Annotated in this window: 14 protein-coding genes; 10 read left to right on the top strand and 4 right to left on the bottom strand. The window is 57.9% G+C overall.

Annotation, left to right across the window (positions count from 1 at the left end; genetic code table 11):
* Positions 1–58 precede the first annotated feature (58 nt).
* The 3 genes from AC0L8N_RS04890 to AC0L8N_RS04880 form a co-directional block, all read right to left on the bottom strand.
* Entirely contained in the window at positions 59–508 is a 450-nt protein-coding gene (locus tag AC0L8N_RS04890; protein ID WP_473666452.1) for a pilin, read from the bottom strand.
* Between the two features lie 250 nt (positions 509–758).
* Complete coding sequence (locus tag AC0L8N_RS04885) at positions 759–2,075, bottom strand: sigma-54-dependent transcriptional regulator (protein ID WP_473666451.1); 1,317 nt, start codon at positions 2,073–2,075, stop codon at positions 759–761.
* Positions 2,076–2,099: 24 nt separating this feature from the next.
* A complete protein-coding gene (locus AC0L8N_RS04880) occupies positions 2,100–3,770 on the bottom strand; it encodes a sensor histidine kinase (protein WP_473666450.1) in 1,671 nt (556 codons plus the stop codon).
* Between the two features lie 273 nt (positions 3,771–4,043).
* On the opposite strand from AC0L8N_RS04880, the gene sucC reads away from it, so the two are divergent.
* Genes sucC through AC0L8N_RS04865 form a run of 3 tightly spaced genes read left to right on the top strand, consistent with a single transcriptional unit; the run spans position 4,044 to position 7,760 of the window.
* Positions 4,044–5,210 carry an ADP-forming succinate--CoA ligase subunit beta gene (gene sucC, locus AC0L8N_RS04875; RefSeq protein ID WP_473666449.1) on the top strand — a complete coding sequence of 389 codons (1,167 nt, stop codon included), beginning with the start codon at positions 4,044–4,046 and terminating at the stop codon, positions 5,208–5,210.
* Positions 5,207–6,079 (top strand): succinate--CoA ligase subunit alpha, encoded by an 873-nt coding sequence (gene sucD, locus AC0L8N_RS04870; protein ID WP_473666448.1) that lies wholly within the window; start codon positions 5,207–5,209, stop codon positions 6,077–6,079. Before sucC ends, sucD begins: the two co-directional genes overlap by 4 nt.
* A 49-nt stretch (positions 6,080–6,128) precedes the next feature.
* Positions 6,129–7,760: an NAD+ synthase gene (locus AC0L8N_RS04865; protein ID WP_473666447.1), complete on the top strand. Its 1,632-nt coding sequence runs from the start codon at positions 6,129–6,131 to the stop codon at positions 7,758–7,760.
* An 8-nt stretch (positions 7,761–7,768) separates the two neighbouring features.
* On the opposite strand, the gene AC0L8N_RS04860 is transcribed toward AC0L8N_RS04865, so the two are convergent.
* A complete protein-coding gene (locus AC0L8N_RS04860; RefSeq protein WP_473666446.1) occupies positions 7,769–8,563 on the bottom strand; it encodes an outer membrane protein assembly factor BamD in 795 nt (264 codons plus the stop codon).
* A gap of 111 nt (positions 8,564–8,674) precedes the next feature.
* On the opposite strand from AC0L8N_RS04860, the gene rluD reads away from it, so the two are divergent.
* The 7 genes from rluD (at position 8,675) to nudB (ending at position 16,608) form a co-directional block, all read left to right on the top strand.
* Entirely contained in the window at positions 8,675–9,637 is a 963-nt protein-coding gene (rluD, locus tag AC0L8N_RS04855; RefSeq protein ID WP_473666445.1) for a 23S rRNA pseudouridine(1911/1915/1917) synthase RluD, read from the top strand.
* Positions 9,630–10,361: a peptidoglycan editing factor PgeF gene (gene pgeF, locus AC0L8N_RS04850; protein ID WP_473666444.1), complete on the top strand. Its 732-nt coding sequence runs from the start codon at positions 9,630–9,632 to the stop codon at positions 10,359–10,361. The genes rluD and pgeF overlap by 8 nt, the downstream gene beginning before the upstream one ends.
* A gap of 88 nt (positions 10,362–10,449) precedes the next feature.
* On the top strand, positions 10,450–13,038 hold the full coding sequence (clpB, locus tag AC0L8N_RS04845) for an ATP-dependent chaperone ClpB (protein ID WP_473666443.1): 2,589 nt from the start codon (positions 10,450–10,452) through the stop codon (positions 13,036–13,038).
* Positions 13,039–13,103: 65 nt separating this feature from the next.
* Positions 13,104–13,445: an FmdB family zinc ribbon protein gene (locus tag AC0L8N_RS04840; protein WP_473666442.1), complete on the top strand. Its 342-nt coding sequence runs from the start codon at positions 13,104–13,106 to the stop codon at positions 13,443–13,445.
* A gap of 28 nt (positions 13,446–13,473) precedes the next feature.
* Complete coding sequence (locus AC0L8N_RS04835; protein WP_473666441.1) at positions 13,474–14,145, top strand: DUF502 domain-containing protein; 672 nt, start codon at positions 13,474–13,476, stop codon at positions 14,143–14,145.
* Positions 14,146–14,250: 105 nt separating this feature from the next.
* Positions 14,251–16,026 (top strand): aspartate--tRNA ligase, encoded by a 1,776-nt coding sequence (aspS, locus tag AC0L8N_RS04830; RefSeq protein ID WP_473666440.1) that lies wholly within the window; start codon positions 14,251–14,253, stop codon positions 16,024–16,026.
* Between the two features lie 84 nt (positions 16,027–16,110).
* Complete coding sequence (gene nudB, locus AC0L8N_RS04825) at positions 16,111–16,608, top strand: dihydroneopterin triphosphate diphosphatase (RefSeq protein ID WP_473666439.1); 498 nt, start codon at positions 16,111–16,113, stop codon at positions 16,606–16,608.
* Positions 16,609–16,737 lie beyond the last annotated feature (129 nt).

Genomic DNA, 16,737 nt, shown 5'->3' with positions numbered 1-16,737 from the left:
GGGCTTTCTCCTTGATCGTCGTCATTGCGTCGGTAAGCCGACGCTAGCGGGCTTCCGATTACGGACGGCAAGCGGCAGGCAGCCACTTCGGCTCACCACCGAGCGTAGCGCCACCGGCACAGGTCCATGACACGCTGCCGCCATTGTCGAGTGCGGTCAGTGTCAGGGTCGCGCCGTTAATATTGGCGTTAGCTGACTGCGGAGCCGTGTTCGAGTAAGAAATCGTAATGACGTTTGCAGCAACAGCGACCTGAGAAACGTATTTGCCGCTGATGTTGGCAGCATCCTCAAGACCAGCTTCAGTGTTGTCGGCCGGGTAGGCGCCCTGGTCCTGGTAGTACTCGGTGACAGCCGCTTTAGCAGCGCCTGACAGGCTCAAGCCTTCAGAAACCTGTGCACGAATCGTGTAGTCCTGGTAAGCCGGGATAGCGATGGCAGCCAGGATGCCGATGATCGCGACAACGATCATCAGTTCGATAAGCGTAAAACCTTGTTGAACTTTCTTCATTGGAGTCTCCATGAATTTATAAACTTGCGTGTAGAAAAGCGTACGGCGTAATCGCCTGTAACGGGTATAAAGCAAGGCCCGTGCCAGCTTTATGGGTGCGGTAGTAAGCTAATGAAAATAAAGGAGAAAAAAACTAAAATGTGACCGATTTCGCAGTTGCGGCGTTCGTCACGTTGGGCAAGTTCGGTCACTGGCTGTCAGGAACTGACAATATTTGTCACAAGGCGTCGGCGTCTGCCGACGCTCTCGGCTATTCAATGTCGAGTTTCTTGATTCGATAACGTAACTGGCGAAATGACAGTCCCAGTAGTTTGGCTGCCGCGGTCTTGTTGTAGCGGGTTTTTTCCAGTGCTTCGACAATAGCCTGACGTTCGACGTCTTCTATATGCCCGCCGAGGTTGGAGGTGGCATTGTTGCCCGATGGCAAAGCGTCGTCCGCGCGTGGTGTTTCCCGAACGTGCAGGTCCGAGCTGGAAATACTGCCATTGACGCACAGCGTGACCGCTCGCTCCAGCATGTTTTCCAGTTCGCGAACATTGCCGGGAAAACGGTAGTTGCAGAGCAAGTTGCGGGCACCCGCATCCAGGATGTCGGTTGAACTGCCGAGTCGTCGCATGACGTAGTCGGCAAGCAACAGGACATCGTCACCGCGTTCGCGCAGTGGTGGGACACGCAGTTCGATGACGTTGATTCGGTAGAACAGGTCTTCACGAAACTCACTGTTCGCGACCATGTCGGCGAGATTTCTGTGAGTGGCCGACAGGATGCGAATATTGACTTGCTGTTCAGCCGCCGCACCAACTGGCCGGACCGTCTGTTCCTGAATGACGCGTAGCAGCTTGACCTGCATGGACAGCGGCAAGTCAGCGATTTCATCAAGAAACAGGGTGCCGCCATTCGCGCTTTGTACCAGTCCTTCCTTGTCCGTCACCGCGCCCGTGAAGGCGCCTTTGCGGTGACCAAAGAACTCGCTTTCCATCAAATCAGCGGGAATCGCGCCACAGTTAACGGGTACGAACGGCCCATCGACACGCGGCCCGGAGTCGTGAATCAAACGTGCGACGAGTTCCTTGCCGGTGCCGGACTCGCCGCAAATGTGCACCGGAGCCTGACTACGGGCGACCCGGTCGATCAGTTCCCGTAACTCGCGCATGGGCTCAGAATTGCCTAACAAACGATTGTCGTCTGCCGGTGCCGGCTCGCTGAGCTTTAGAGCGCTTTCTATGACATTGCGCAGATTGGCCAGATCGAGCGGCTTCGAAATGAAGTCGAATGCACCGAGTTTCAGCGCCTGTACCGCCGTTTCGACGTTACCATGCGCGGTAATGACGGCTACGGGAACGCCCGGGCTGTTGGTTTGCATCCACTTGACGAGATCGAGCCCGTCGCCATCCGGTAAGCGCATGTCGGTCAGGCACAGATCAAAACTGTGTTCATTGAGCTTTGCCTGCGCCTCAGCCACGTCGCCCGCGAGCGCTGCCTCGATATTCATACGGCCGAGTGTCAGCGCGAGCAACTCGCGGATGTCGGGCTCGTCATCAATTACCAGGGCGAACGGTCTGTTCATGCTGTTCAATGGATCCAGTGAAGTTTAATCGCCGAGACGCTGCCAGCGGCCGCCGTCGGCAAAGACGATACGAAAAATACTGCCGCCGTCATCGCGAGGCTGGTGCACCAGCGTAGCGTGGTTCAGCTCGCACAGCTCCCGCGATATGTACAAGCCGAGACCGGTGCCACCTTGGCGATTGGTGAAGAACGGCTCGAATATCTTATCGGCCGTAGCCGCGTCGATACCGTGACCCCGGTCTAGAACTTCAAGGAATGGTCGGCGACTGCGTGCAACTTGTCCGGCACGCAATTCAACCATGATGCCGCCCGTTTCGCTGCCGTATTTCACGGCGTTATCGCATAAATTCCACATCACCTGGCGCAAATGGCTCGGGTCCATGTGCACAATGAGCCCGTCTTCCGCACTGGCAACGCTGAGCTCGCCTTCCTGCAATTCCAGGGTGTTGGTGAATTCGGCCGCGAAATCTTCCAGCCACGGGCGTAGTTCCAGTTCCTCGGCCTGCCCGGATTCGCGACGCGACAACTGCAGTACGTTGTCGATGATGTGGCTGACCCGTTCCGCGTGGGTCTGGATGATGCTGGTCAGCCGAAGGTCCTCTTTGGTCAGGCCTTTCGATTCAGCGAGCAGTTGCCCGGCGTGGCTCATGGCGCCTACCGGATTGCGGATCTCATGCGCAATGCTGGCGCTTAAGCGACCGAGCGACGCAAGCTTGGATTGTTGTACCCGGGCGTTCATGAGGCTGGCATCTTCAAGGAACATCAATACGGGACCGTTGCGGCCGATGCCGCGACCCAGGGGTGCGAGATGCACCGAAATGCGCGCCGAATGATCCGCATTGACCAGCGTGAAATCGGTGTGGCCGGAGATGCTTTCGTCCGATCGCCAGGACTTGAGGAAGCGGTCCAGGTCCGGTGCTGCAGCCTCCATGGTTCTGTGCTTCTCGGCATCGATGCCAAGCAGGGCGGCGGCGGAGCTGTTGATCAGCCGTATGCCGTCGTTGCGGTCGATCACGACGATGCTTTCCCGCAAGTGCTGGACGATGTACTCGTTCAGCTCCGACAGGTTGGCAAGGTCAATACCGCGCTGGTGAGCGAGTTCTTCACTGGCCTGTATGCGTTTGGCGAGCGGCCTCGCTGCCAGCGCGATGGCGAAGACAATCGCACCGAGAACGCCCGCCGCGGAGTAATTGGCGTTATTGCCCGGGGCGCCAAACAACTGCGAGAAAAGCTGTTCGCCCAATATGGCCAGTGTCGCCAGGGCGGCGAAAAAGGCCGGGACCTGCAGCGGCAGGACCAGACTGCCCGCACCGACAAAGACCACCAGCAATCCACCGAGGCCGCTTGAGATGCCGCCACTGGCGTGCATCAGGATTACGATCGCAGCGATATCGACCGTAACCTGGGTCAATACCTGCAATGCCGCCGAAACCCAGCGCATCCGGATCGTGATGCCCGAAAGCGCCGCAAACACGAAATACCCGGCAGCGGTAGCGGAGAACAAAGCAGGGTAACGATCGCCAAAAAAGCGCGGTTCGCCGCTGGCGAAGAACAGAATCAGTAACGTCACAGCCACCAGCAGGCGGAATATGTTCAGTGTGCTGAGTGCGCGCCATGTAAGGTCGGATTGCTCGATATCGCGCAGCTGTCTGCCGCGATCTTCGGTGCTTTTTTGCTCGGCTGCTGTTGGTTGCATGGGTTACCGCCACTGGCCATCCGGCCGATGGCTGCCGATTGTAGTGCAATATGGCCAGACTGGCTCGATAGTGCCGCGCACCAAAACAGCGCAGCGGTGCCTGCGGCAACGGTGTGCGCTGGCTTCGCAGTGTGCGATAGTGGCGCGCCTTTGCGTATGCGGCCGCTTTGCTCCAAAATACGCCGGAATTTTTTGCCCTGGCCGGATTCGAGGGTCCTCGACGGCGGTCAGTTGCTCTTCGAAAAGCTCACCAACACAAAGACACCTAAAACCATGAACCTTCACGAATACCAATCCAAAAAACTATTTGCCGACTTCGGCATTCCGGTGCCCAGCGGTCACGCCGTGGACAATCCCGATGATGCAGCAGCTGCTGCTGACAAACTGGGTGGCAGCCTATGGGTCGTGAAGGCTCAGGTACACGCTGGCGGTCGCGGCAAAGCGGGCGGCGTAAAGCTTGCGCGTTCGAAAGACGAAGTTCGCGCCTACGCGAAAGAAATGCTCGGTATGACGTTGGTGACTCACCAGACAGGCCCGGAAGGACTGCCAGTCAATACGGTCTATGTGGAGTCCGGATCTGATATCGAACGTGAGCTGTACCTCAGCATGGTCGTGGATCGGGAAGCCAAGCAGGTATCATTCATTGCCTCTGAAGCGGGCGGCATGGACATCGAGCAGGTTGCCGAAGATACGCCGGAGTTGATTTTTAACGTTGCTGTGGCGCCGGATGCGGGTCTGATGCCGTACCAGGCACGCCAGCTTGCGTTTGGCCTGAACCTGAACAAAGCACAGCAAAAGCAGTTCGGCGATTTGGTCGGCCGCATGTACAAATTGTTCGTCGAGTGCGACGCCAGCCTTGTCGAAGTAAACCCACTGATCATTACCAAAGCCGGCGATGTCCTGTCTCTTGATGCCAAGATCGACATTGAAGACAACGCCCTGTACCGCCAGAAAGCACTGACGGCGCTGCGTGACCCGAGTCAGGAAGACGAGAAAGAGCGTGAAGCAGCGGCCCACGACCTCAACTACGTTTCGCTGGACGGCAACATCGCTTGCATGGTGAACGGCGCTGGTTTGGCCATGGCCACCATGGACCTGATTAAACTGCACGGTGGCGATCCCGCAAACTTTCTGGACGTGGGCGGCGGCGCAACAAGTGCACGCGTAGCGGAAGCGTTCAAGCTTATTTTGTCCAACCAGAATGTAACCGCGATTCTCGTCAATATTTTTGGCGGCATAGTGCGTTGCGATCTGATTGCCGAGGGCATTATCAGCGCAGTGAAAGAAGTGGGTGTGAAAGTGCCCGTGATTGCGCGCCTTGAAGGCACAAACGTTGAAAAAGGCCGTGCTCTCCTGAAAGAGAGTGGTCTCGATATTATTGCCGCGGACGACCTTACCGATGCGGCCAAGAAAGCAGTAGCTGCGGCGGTGAAGTCATGAGTATTTTGGTAAACAAGAACAGCAAGATCATTTGTCAGGGCATCACCGGCACACAAGGTCAGTTCCATACAGAGCAATGCATCGACTACGGTACCAAGGTTGTTGGCGGTGTCACGCCAGGCCGTGGTGGCGAAGAAACGCTGGGCGTACCAGTGTTCAACACGATGCGTGAAGCCGTAAGTGAAACCGGTGCAGATGTCAGCATGATCTATGTGCCGGCACCGTTTGCTGCCGATGCAATTCTTGAAGCGGCGGAGTCGGGCGTCGGTTTGGTGGTCTGCATTACGGAAGGAATTCCAGTGCTGGACATGGTCAAGGTGAAGTCTGCACTGCGCAATTACGATTGCCGTCTGATTGGCCCGAACTGCCCAGGCATCATCACTCCTGACGAGTGCAAGATCGGCATCATGCCGGGTTTCATTCACAAGAAAGGCCGCATCGGCGTTGTCTCGCGTTCCGGCACACTCACCTACGAAGCCGTCTATCAGACCACCAACAATGGTTTGGGCCAAAGCACCTGTGTAGGTATTGGCGGCGACCCGGTTCGGGGCATGGATTTTATCGACTGCCTGCGCTTGTTCCAGGACGACCCGGACACTTACGGCGTTGTGATGGTTGGCGAAATTGGCGGTACGGACGAAGAAGCGGCAGCTGAATTCATTCAGTCTGAAGTTAGCAAGCCTGTCGTAGCCTACATTGCCGGTGTTACGGCACCTCCGGGCAAGCGTATGGGGCATGCCGGCGCAATTATTGCTGGCGGCAAAGGCACAGCGGATGACAAGTACCGTGCGCTTGATAACGCCGGTGTTGCAACCGTTCGTTCGCCGGCGGAACTTGGCAGCAAGATGCTGGAATTGATTAACAGCTGATTGCTGTCGGCCTGCCGACAACCTCCGTTCGCTTGAGTCTCGCCCGACGATGAACAATTCTGTCAAGGTAGCGCTCGCCCAGCTCGATCTCGTGGTCGGTGATGTGGCGGGCAATACCGACCGCATACTCGAATATGCGGAGCGTTCGCGTGAAGAGCTGGGTGCCGACATTGTGGCGTTTCCCGAGCTCAGCATTTGCGGCTATCCGCCCGAGGACCTGCTGTTTCATAACGGGCTGCGGCGCCGTGTCGAAAGCGCCATGGAGCGCATCCGAACTACGGTGCGCGACATTCACGTGCTGGTCGGTTTCCCTGAGTACCGCGATGGCGTGATCTTCAACGCCTGCGCCGTGTTCCGCGATGGCAAAGTGGTCGCGCGCTACCGTAAACAAATGCTGCCTAACTACCGGGTCTTTGACGAGGCCCGGTACTTTGAGGCGGGCAGCGAAGCGGCCGTATTCAAGATCAATGGCATTCGTATCGGCCTGAATATTTGCGAAGACCTGTGGCGCAAACAGCCCGCCGCCCGCAGTCGTTCGGCTGGCGCGGAAGTGATACTGGCGATCAACGGTTCACCCTATGAAGTCAATAGTCAGCAAAAACGCGAAGATGTCGTTCGCCAGCGGCTGAGTGAAACCGGCATTCCTTGCGTGTATCTGAATATGGTGGGCGGCCAGGATGAACTGGTATTCGATGGCGGTTCATTCACGATGATGCCCGATGGCGACGTGCGTTTTCGCGCACCGGCTTTCAAAGAGGGTCTGTACACCGTTGATCTGCGGGCGAATGCCAGCGGTGTGGTACCGGTGGCCGCAGAGGTGTCTCCGATGCTCGGCGCGGAACAAAGTGTCTATGAAGCACTGGTGACCGGCACTCGCGATTACGTTGAAAAGCACGGCTTTCCAGGCGTTGTCGTCGGCTTGTCCGGTGGCATTGATTCTGCACTGATCCTGACCATCGCTTGCGATGCACTCGGTGCTGACCGCGTTCGCGCGGTCATGATGCCGTTTCGCTATACGAGTACCATGAGTCAGGAAGATGCTGCAGCGCAGGCCAAACTGTTGGGCGTTCGTTACGACGTACTGCCGATTGAGCCTATTTACGGTGCGACTGTTGGCCAGCTGAAGAAAATTTTCGGTGATCGGGAGCCGGATGTCACCGAAGAAAACATTCAGGCGCGTAGCCGTGGCCTGTTGTTAATGGCCATTTCCAACAAGACTGGCAGCATGTTGCTGACAACCGGCAACAAGAGCGAAATGGCCGTCGGCTATGCCACGTTGTACGGCGACATGAATGGCGGTTTTGCGCCGATCAAGGATTGCAGCAAGACGCTGGTGTATCAATTGGCGCGTTACCGCAATACCGTCAGCGCGGCGATACCTGAACGTGTGATCACGCGGCCGCCGTCAGCGGAACTGCGACCCAATCAGAAAGACAGTGATTCACTGCCTGATTACAGTGTGCTCGATCCAATCCTTGAGGCATTTATCGTCGACGATTTATCGGTGGACGAAATCTGCGAACGAGGGTTTGACCGGAAGGTCGTGATTCGCGTGCTGGAAATGGTCAAGCGCAACGAATACAAGCGGCGTCAGGCGCCGCCCGGCATACGTATCAGTGCACGCGCTTTTGGTCGCGACTGGCGTTACCCGATAACGTCGCGTTACACGTTCCCGGAATAGGCTTCGGTTTAGCTGCCGCTTGGGAAATTCGCGTTGCGTACTCGTCGCGTGTCCGCTGCAAGCTCGTTCATGCCGAGACCTTCGTAGGCTTCGATCATTATGTCGAGCGTTTCTTTGGTGCTGTCTGCGCCGTTGTATTCTTCGAGTGCATTCTTGGCACGATTCAGCGCGGCAACGTAGGCTTCCTGACTCAGATAGAAGCGTGCGACGCCGTTCTCGTAGGCGGACAGCCGATTCTTCAGGTACACCATCCGTTGCTCAGCGTCGGGCGCATACGGACTGGCCGGATAACGGTCAACGAGTCGCTTTAGCAGCGAGAACGCCAGTGCACCGTCGCGCGGCGGGCGACGGGAAACATCGCGCTTGAAAACTCGTTCCAGCATGCCCGGGTCTCGTTCGAAGTACGCGAGCGCCTTAATGTACAGCGCGTAGTCGTAACGTGCGTGCGTCGGGTTTTCGCGCATGAACTGATCAGCAGCGTCGATCGCCTGATCTTGCTGATTGCTCTTGTAATACGCGTACATCAGTTCGAGCTGGATTTGTTTCGAGAGATCACTGAACGGGAATCGCGCCTGCAGAGTTTCAAAAATCTGAATCGCACGCCGGTAATTCTGATTGCTCATTGAAGTCTGGGCAGTTTCGTACGCGCGGGTAATATTATTGATCAGCGTATCGTCGCGTTCGTCTTTGCCGGCACAGGCAGACAGGGCCAGGCTGGCCAGCAGCGCACCCAGCGCCAATGTCAGGCGTCTTGCGGGCATCGTGGTGATGCGGCTTGCGGCGAAAGTATTGCGGAGACTCATCTATGCGAAAACCTGTGTTGCCGGGCCCGTGAAATCTGCCGACGGGCACTCAAAGCGGGCGAGTATACCGTAAACTCTCCGGTTTCCGGCCCCAAGGCAGCGATTGTTGTAATGAGTGAGAACCAAAACCAAATTATCCCTCTGGAACTGGCTGGAAAGCGCTTGGACCAGGCACTGGCGCAGATGTTTCCGGAGTATTCCCGCAGTCGTCTGGCGCAATGGCTGAAAAAGGGCCAGATCACTGTCGATGGCGAGGCGCGGCGGCCGCGCGACCCGGTCAATGGCGGCGAGGCGGTATCGCTGGCGTCCCTCCCGGAGCCCGCGGTAACCAGCAAGCCGGAACCGTTGACGCTGGAAGTCGTGTTTGAAGACGATGACCTGCTGGTTATCAACAAGCCCGCCGGGCTTGTGGTGCATCCCGGCGCGGGCAATTTGCGTGGAACCCTGATGAACGGCTTGCTGCATCACTCGGCAGGCCTCGTTGAGTTGCCGCGGGCCGGTATCGTGCACCGCCTGGACAAGGATACGAGCGGCTTGCTGCTGGTTGGCAAAACCATATCGGCGCACACCGCACTGACCCGTATGCTGGCTGATCGCGAGATAGATCGTCACTACGAAGCGGTCTGCAACGGCGTGCTGACGGCTGGCGGCACGGTCGATGCGCCTATCAAGCGGCACCCGGTGGATCGTGTACGCATGAGCGTGCAGTCCGATGGCAAACCGGCTGTTACCCATTACCGCGTCAAAGAACGATTTGCCGCGCATACCCACATTAACGTGAAACTCGAAACCGGCCGAACTCACCAGATTCGTGTGCACATGGCGCACCGTCGTCACCCGCTGATCGGCGACCAGGTCTATGGCGGCCGGCTGGCCCTGCCGCGGGGTGGTGATGAAGCACTGGCCGATGTTCTGCGGGCTTTCCGTCGCCAGGCACTGTGCGCAACTCGTCTAGAACTGAAGCACCCGCTGAGTGGCGAACCACTCGAATTCCAGGTGCCGCTGCCGGACGACTTCGAGGGACTGCTGACCGCGCTCCGGCGCCATGCCAGGTCGATGGCCGGGGATGACTAACTGGATCGCTGCTAATTGGCCTGCACCGGCCGGCATCCGTGCCGGCACGACGTTGCGCACGGGTGGGGCCAGTGACGGCCCTTATGCATCGTTGAACCTCGGCGACCATGTCAACGATCAGTTTCAGTGTGTGCTCGAGAACCGCCGACGCATGCGGCACGACATTGGCCTGCCCGCCGAGCCGCAATGGCTGCGTCAGGTACACGGCACGACCGCGGCCGTTCTACCGAATCCCGTCGAGAACCCGGAAGCGGATGCCGCACTCACGACCGAGAGTGGCGTGGTCTGCGCGGTGCTGACTGCCGACTGCCTGCCCGTATTGTTCGTCTGCAAAGACGGTAGCGCGGTCGCGGCCGCGCACGCTGGCTGGAGGGGGCTGCTCGACGGTGTGCTCGAGGCAACGGTGGCCAAACTGCCGGCTCGATCCGGGATTCTGGCGTGGCTGGGGCCAGCGATTTCACAACAAGCTTTTGAGGTCGGTGCAGAAGTTCGCGAGGCCTTTGTTGCCCGCGGCGCGAATTCAGCGCCATTCTTCGAGCGTAATGAGCGCGGTCGCTGGCAGGCGGATCTGTACGGACTTGCCCGTGTTCGGCTTGCCAGCGTTGGTGTTACGGCGGTGTATGGCGGCGAACATTGCACCTACACCGAAACCAATGCGTTTTTTTCCTACCGCCGGGACGGCCAGTGCGGACGCATGGCGAGCTTCGTTTACCGTGCGGAATAAGTAGTTACCGCAAGGCACGGCCGCTTGAAATGCGCCGGTCTGCCGCAATTTAGTAGCGAACCCGGATTTACTAACGCAGGAATTTCATATGCGAATGGACAAACTGACCAGCAAGTTTCAGATGGCGCTGTCCGATGCCCAGTCGCTGGCCGTTGGCCAGGACCATCAGTATATCGAGCCGGTGCACGTGATGATCGCGCTGCTCGACCAGCAGGGCGGTTCGGTGCGCGGCCTTCTGACCAAATCAGGTGCCAACGTCAACTTGCTGCGCTCGCAACTCGGCGATGCCCTCGACCGCCTGCCAAAAGTGGAAGGAACCGGTGGCGACGTGCATATCGGCAACGAGCTGACGAAGATGCTGAACGTCACCGACAAACTGGCACAGAAGCGCAAAGACCAGTTCATTTCGAGCGAACTGTTTGTGCTTGCCGCACTTGAAGATAAATCACCACTTGCGAAGGTGTTGGTGCAGGCGGGCGCGATTCGCGGTGCTGTTGAGCAGGCTATTGACGAGCTGCGGGGTGGTCAGCAGGTGAATGACCCGAACGCCGAAGAGACCCGGCAGGCGCTGGAGAAGTACACCATCGACCTGACTGAGCGTGCGGAGCAGGGCAAGTTGGATCCGATTATTGGTCGCGACGAAGAGATACGTCGCACTATCCAGATATTGCAGCGCCGCACCAAGAACAACCCGGTGTTGATCGGTGAACCCGGCGTTGGCAAGACCGCCATTATCGAAGGGCTCGCACAACGCATCGTCAATAACGAAATTCCTGAAGGCCTGCGCAACAAACGCATACTGTCGCTGGACATGGGTTCGTTGATCGCCGGCGCCAAATTTCGTGGTGAATTTGAAGAGCGTTTGAAAGCGGTGCTGAGTGACTTGGCCAAGCAGGAAGGCCAGATCATTCTCTTCATCGACGAGCTGCACACGATGGTCGGTGCGGGCAAAGCCGAAGGTTCGATGGATGCGGGCAATATGCTGAAGCCAGCGCTGGCGCGCGGCGAACTGCATTGCGTTGGTGCCACCACGCTGGATGAATACCGCCAGTACATTGAGAAAGACGCGGCGTTGGAACGGCGCTTTCAGAAAGTGCTGGTTGAGGAGCCGAACGTTGAGGACGCGATTGCGATTCTGCGCGGCCTTAAAGAACGCTATGAAGTGCATCATGGTGTCGAGATCACCGACCCGGCGATCGTGGCGGCGGCAACCCTGTCGCATCGTTATATCAGTGACCGGCAGTTGCCTGACAAGGCTATCGATCTGATCGATGAAGCTGCATCACGCATTCGTATCGAGATCGACTCCAAACCGGAATCAATGGATCGCCTCGAGCGTCGCATCATCCAGCTCAAGATCGAGCGCGAAGCGCTGAAGAAAGAGTCGGACGATGCATCGCGTAAACGACTGGACGACATCGAGACACAACTATCCGATTTCGAAAAGCAGTACTCGGATCTCGAGGAAGTGTGGAAAGCTGAAAAAGCGGCCATGCAGGGTGCGACGCATATCAAGGAAGAAATTGAGCGCGCGCGTCTGGAACTCGAGACGGCGCACCGTGCCGGTGATCTCGCGCGCATGTCGGAACTGCAGTACGGGCGGATCCCCGAGCTGGAGAAACAGCTCAAGACTGCCATGCAGGCCGAGGACCGTGAAACCACCTTGCTACGGAACAACGTGACGGAAGAGGAAGTTGCGGAGATTGTGTCGCGCTGGACTGGTATCCCGGTATCGAAAATGCTGACAGGCGAAAAGGAAAAACTGCTGTCGATGGAATCCGTCGTGCAGCAACGGGTCGTTGGTCAGGCAGAAGCGGTAACTGCCGTTGCGAACGCTATCCGTCGCTCACGAGCCGGGCTGTCTGATCCCAATCGACCGATTGGTTCCTTCATGTTTCTTGGTCCCACCGGCGTGGGCAAAACCGAGCTGACCAAAGCGCTTGCGAACTTCCTGTTCGATACTGACGATGCCATGGTGCGCATCGACATGTCGGAGTTCATGGAACGGCATTCGGTCGCGCGCCTTATCGGTGCGCCGCCCGGCTACGTTGGCTACGAAGAAGGGGGCTACCTGACCGAAGCTGTACGCCGGCGTCCGTACTCCGTCATTCTGCTGGACGAAGTTGAGAAAGCTCACCCGGATGTATTCAACGTATTGCTGCAGGTGTTGGATGACGGACGCCTGACCGATGGCCAGGGCCGGACGGTTGATTTCCGCAACACGGTCATCGTAATGACCTCGAACCTCGGTTCGCAGATGATTCAGGAGCTGGCGGGCGACGATAACTACGAAACGATGAAAAACGCGGTGATGGAGGTTGTCGGCCAGCACTTCCGGCCAGAATTCATCAATCGCGTGGATGACGTGGTGGTATTCCATCCGCTGGGTCGCGAGCATATTCGCAAGATCGTTGATATTCAGTTGAGCTATCTGCACCAGCGGCTGGCTGACAGGGATATGCGCATTACGCTCAGTGATGCCGCACTGGACAGGCTCGCGGATGCCGGCTTCGACCCGGTTTACGGTGCCCGGCCCCTGAAGCGCGCAATCCAGCAGCAGGTCGAGAATCCGTTGGCACAGAAGATACTTGAAGGTGTCTTTTGCCCCGGCGATACGATCGAAGTCGGCGTGGGCGGCGAGGGCGGGCAAATGCTGGAGTTCCAGAATGCGGCCTAATGACTCTATAATCACAACCGCTGGCGCAGTTCCGCGCCGGTCTTACCCCGTTCGGAGATGATTGCATGCCGATTTACGAGTATGCCTGCCAAAAATGCGCGCATACATTTGATGCGTTGCAGAAAATGAGTGACGAGCCTTTGCTTGATTGCCCGGAGTGCGGGCAGCCTGAACTGAAGAAATTGATTTCCGCGCCAAATTTTCGCCTGAAGGGCGGCGGTTGGTACGAAACGGATTTCAAGACCGACAAGCAGCGCAACGTGCACAAGAGTGAGAACGATTCATCCGCAAGTTCCTCCACTAAGAGTACCGCGGAGAGCGGAACCACAAGCGCGCCGAAAACAGACAGCAAACCTGCGGTCGCGAAAGCGGACAGCAAGTCGAGCAGCGCGTCGTCAAGCGACTGAACCGTACCGATAACGGAGGTACGCACCAATGAAGAACCTGCGCCGCTATTTCGTTGCTGGTCTTCTGGTGTGGTTGCCTATTGCCGTGACCTTCCTGCTGCTGCGTTTCGTGGTTGGCGTGATGGACAAGACGCTGCAATGGTTGCCTCCGACCTATCGGCCAGAGGAGTGGTTGCCGTTCGCTGTGCCCGGTCTGGGTCTGCTACTGACCTTGGGCCTGGTGTTACTGACCGGTGTGCTGGCGGCGAACATCGTTGGCCGCAGTATGGTCGGGCTGTGGGAGTCCGTGTTGCAGCGAATTCCCATCGTGCGCTCGATCTACATGTCGTCGAAGAGTTTCGCCGAGGTGGTGTTGTCCGACTCTGGGCAGTCGTTCAAGAAGGTCCTGATGCTCGAGTACCCACGCAAGGGCATCTACAGTCTGGCGTTCCAGACCGGCACCCAGTTGGGTGAGATTGAAGCGCGCACTGGCAAGGAAGTGATCTCCTGCTTCGTGCCAACCACGCCGAACCCGACCTCCGGTTTCATTATTATCGTGCCAAGAGAAGACGTGATTGAACTGGACATGCAGGTCGATGAGGCATTGAAAATGATCATCTCGCTGGGCGTCGTCGTACCGACCTGGCAGGCGGGTCAGTCGGCCGAGCTGCCCTTGAGCAGGCCGGCTCAAGCGGCGGGCGAGCCGTCCGCAAAAGACTGATTTTCGACCGTTTCCGGCCGCGGCCTGCCTTGCAGAGTAGGGCGGCAGGCCGTACCATTCCGCCTCTTTTTTACGCGCTTGACGCGCGATTTCCCGGAATTAACCATGCGTAGCCATTATTGCGGACAGGTAGACGAATCGCTCATCGGACAGGAAGTCACGGTAGCCGGCTGGGTACACCGCCGCCGGGACCACGGTGGCGTTATTTTCGTCGACCTGCGCGACCGCGAGGGTCTGCTGCAGGTCGTTTTTGATCCGGATACGGCAGAAATGTTTGCCGAGGCCGAGCGGATCCGCGGCGAGTTCGTGCTGGAGGTCAAAGGCCTTGTGCGTGCGCGACCGGAAGGCACCGTGAACCCGAACATGCGCACCGGCAAAATCGAGCTGTTGTCGCGTGAGCTGACGACGTTGAATGATGCCGCGACGCCGCCGTTCCACCACGATGAGCAGGCCAACGAAGAACTGAGGTTGAAGCACCGCTACCTCGATCTGCGCCGCGAACCGATGCTGAACAATCTGCGCCTGCGTCACAAAGTAACCCGCGCCATGCGCAACTTCCTGGACGACAACGGCTTTATCGATGTCGAAACGCCGATGCTGACCCGCGCCACGCCGGAAGGCGCACGCGATTACATCGTTCCAAGCCGGACCCATCCCGGCAAGTTCTTCGCCTTGCCGCAATCACCGCAGATATTCAAGCAGCTGCTGATGATGTCGGGGCTGGATCGTTATTACCAGATCGTGCGCTGCTTCCGCGACGAAGACCTGCGGGCTGACCGTCAACCGGAATTCACCCAGCTCGATATCGAGCTGAGCTTCGTCGACGAGGCGGCCGTTACCGGCATCATGGAAGAGCTGGTGCGCGAACTGTTCCGCAAGGCGATGGATATCGAATTGCCTGCGCCGTTCCCGCGTATGCCGTACTCGGAAGCGATGCAGCGTTTCGGGTCGGACAAGCCGGACTTGCGTATCGATCTGGAGTTGATCGAAGTGTCCGATTTGATGGGCTCGGTTGAGTTCAAGGTATTCGCAGGCCCTGCCAAAGACGAAGATGGACGCGTGGCCGCCTTGTGCGTCCCGGGTGGTGCGGCACTGAGCCGTAAAGAGATCGACGACTACACGGCGTACGTCGGCCGTTACGGTGCGAAAGGTCTGGCATACATCAAGGTTAACGAGGTCGCGAAAGGTCGTGACGGATTGCAGTCGCCGATTCTGAAGTTCCTGCCTGACGACGCTGTCGAGGGCATCTTGCAACGAACGGCTGCAAGAGACGGCGACCTGATTTTCTTTGGCGCTGATAAAGCCAATGTTGTGAACGATGCGCTCGGTGCGCTGCGCGTCAAAGTCGGCACGGACCGTGGCATGGTCAAAGAAGGCTGGGCGCCACTCTGGGTCGTGGACTTTCCGATGTTCGAGAAGGACAAGACGTCCGGCCGCTGGACATCGCTGCACCATCCGTTTACAGCTCCGTCAACGTTGGATCCGGAAGAGCTGAAAGCAAATCCGGGCAAAGTACTGTCACGCGCTTACGACATGGTCTTGAACGGTTCGGAAGTGGGCGGTGGTTCCATTCGTATCCACGATCAACAAATGCAGGCAGCCGTATTCGAGTTGTTGTCGATCAGTGAGGAAGAGGCCGAAGAGAAATTCGGCTTCCTGCTGCGCGCATTGTCTTACGGCTGTCCGCCACACGGCGGCATTGCGTTTGGTCTGGATCGTCTGGTCATGCTGATGGCCGGTGCCGACAGCATTCGCGACGTGATTGCCTTCCCGAAGACTCAATCAGCGCATTGTCCGCTAACTAACGCACCTGGCGAGGTGTCGGCCGAGCAATTGAAAGAGACCGGCATTCGCTTGCGCAAGACCCACGTCGAACAATAAGTTCGGTGTGGTGTAACCGGTCTGACATGATGGGCCTGCTACGCTGGCAGTCCACTCAGTTGTTGTCGGCCGGTTCTGCTTACGATGCTCAGAAAGTTGCGTCGCCACACGCAAGTCTCACGCCGCATGAATGTGGCTGAACAATACCGCCGTCCTGAATCCGTGTTGATCGTCGTGTACGCCTACACAGGCGACGCGCTGCTCTTGCGGCGCTGCAAGCCCTTGTTGTTCTGGCAGTCGGTAACCGGGAGTCTCGAACCCAATGAGTCGCACGCCGATGCAGCGGCTCGCGAGCTTGCCGAAGAAACCGGTATCCGCGCGGATGAGCGCCTAGTGTATTCGGGTCGCCAGCGTGAATTCGAGATCGACCCGCGCTGGCGCCACCGCTATGCGCCGGGTGTTACCCACAATACGGAATACGAATGGCATTTCTGTGTCGATCAGCCGCTCGAAATTTGCCTCGACTACGAGGAGCACTCAGCCTACTGCTGGATGCCGATAGCCGAAGCCGTTGCGGCTGTCTGGTCCTGGACCAATAAAGAAGCACTGTCCGAAGTGCAACGTAAGTGTTCTTCCCGCTAGCCCGGTTTCAGGCATTTTGCCAATGCCGATTCGTCATGCGGCTCCACGACTAGCGCGTTTCAGGCATTCCATTCGTTCGCGAGGAATTCACCGGGACGGCACTGCGCAGTGAGTTGACGGTATACAGTG

This window comes from Woeseia sp. D3-10 (assembly GCF_055809415.1).
This window is presented reverse-complemented; position numbering and strand designations above follow the sequence as displayed.

Bases quoted from the DNA above. Each gene is read 5' to 3' on its own strand.
- AC0L8N_RS04840 (WP_473666442.1), top strand. From the start codon at position 13,104: ATGCCGATTTACGAGTATGCCTGCCAAAAATGCGCGCATACATTTGAT.
- rluD (WP_473666445.1), top strand. From the start codon at position 8,675: ATGAGTGAGAACCAAAACCAAATTATCCCTCTGGAACTGGCTGGAAAG.
- sucC (WP_473666449.1), top strand. From the start codon at position 4,044: ATGAACCTTCACGAATACCAATCCAAAAAACTATTTGCCGACTTCGGC.
- pgeF (WP_473666444.1), top strand. From the start codon at position 9,630: ATGACTAACTGGATCGCTGCTAATTGGCCTGCACCGGCCGGCATCCGT.
- AC0L8N_RS04860 (WP_473666446.1), bottom strand. From the start codon at position 8,563: ATGAGTCTCCGCAATACTTTCGCCGCAAGCCGCATCACCACGATGCCC.
- AC0L8N_RS04890 (WP_473666452.1), bottom strand. From the start codon at position 508: ATGAAGAAAGTTCAACAAGGTTTTACGCTTATCGAACTGATGATCGTT.
- AC0L8N_RS04885 (WP_473666451.1), bottom strand. From the start codon at position 2,075: ATGAACAGACCGTTCGCCCTGGTAATTGATGACGAGCCCGACATCCGC.
- AC0L8N_RS04865 (WP_473666447.1), top strand. From the start codon at position 6,129: ATGAACAATTCTGTCAAGGTAGCGCTCGCCCAGCTCGATCTCGTGGTC.
- clpB (WP_473666443.1), top strand. From the start codon at position 10,450: ATGCGAATGGACAAACTGACCAGCAAGTTTCAGATGGCGCTGTCCGAT.
- AC0L8N_RS04880 (WP_473666450.1), bottom strand. From the start codon at position 3,770: ATGCAACCAACAGCAGCCGAGCAAAAAAGCACCGAAGATCGCGGCAGA.
- sucD (WP_473666448.1), top strand. From the start codon at position 5,207: ATGAGTATTTTGGTAAACAAGAACAGCAAGATCATTTGTCAGGGCATC.
- AC0L8N_RS04835 (WP_473666441.1), top strand. From the start codon at position 13,474: ATGAAGAACCTGCGCCGCTATTTCGTTGCTGGTCTTCTGGTGTGGTTG.
- aspS (WP_473666440.1), top strand. From the start codon at position 14,251: ATGCGTAGCCATTATTGCGGACAGGTAGACGAATCGCTCATCGGACAG.
- nudB (WP_473666439.1), top strand. From the start codon at position 16,111: ATGCTCAGAAAGTTGCGTCGCCACACGCAAGTCTCACGCCGCATGAAT.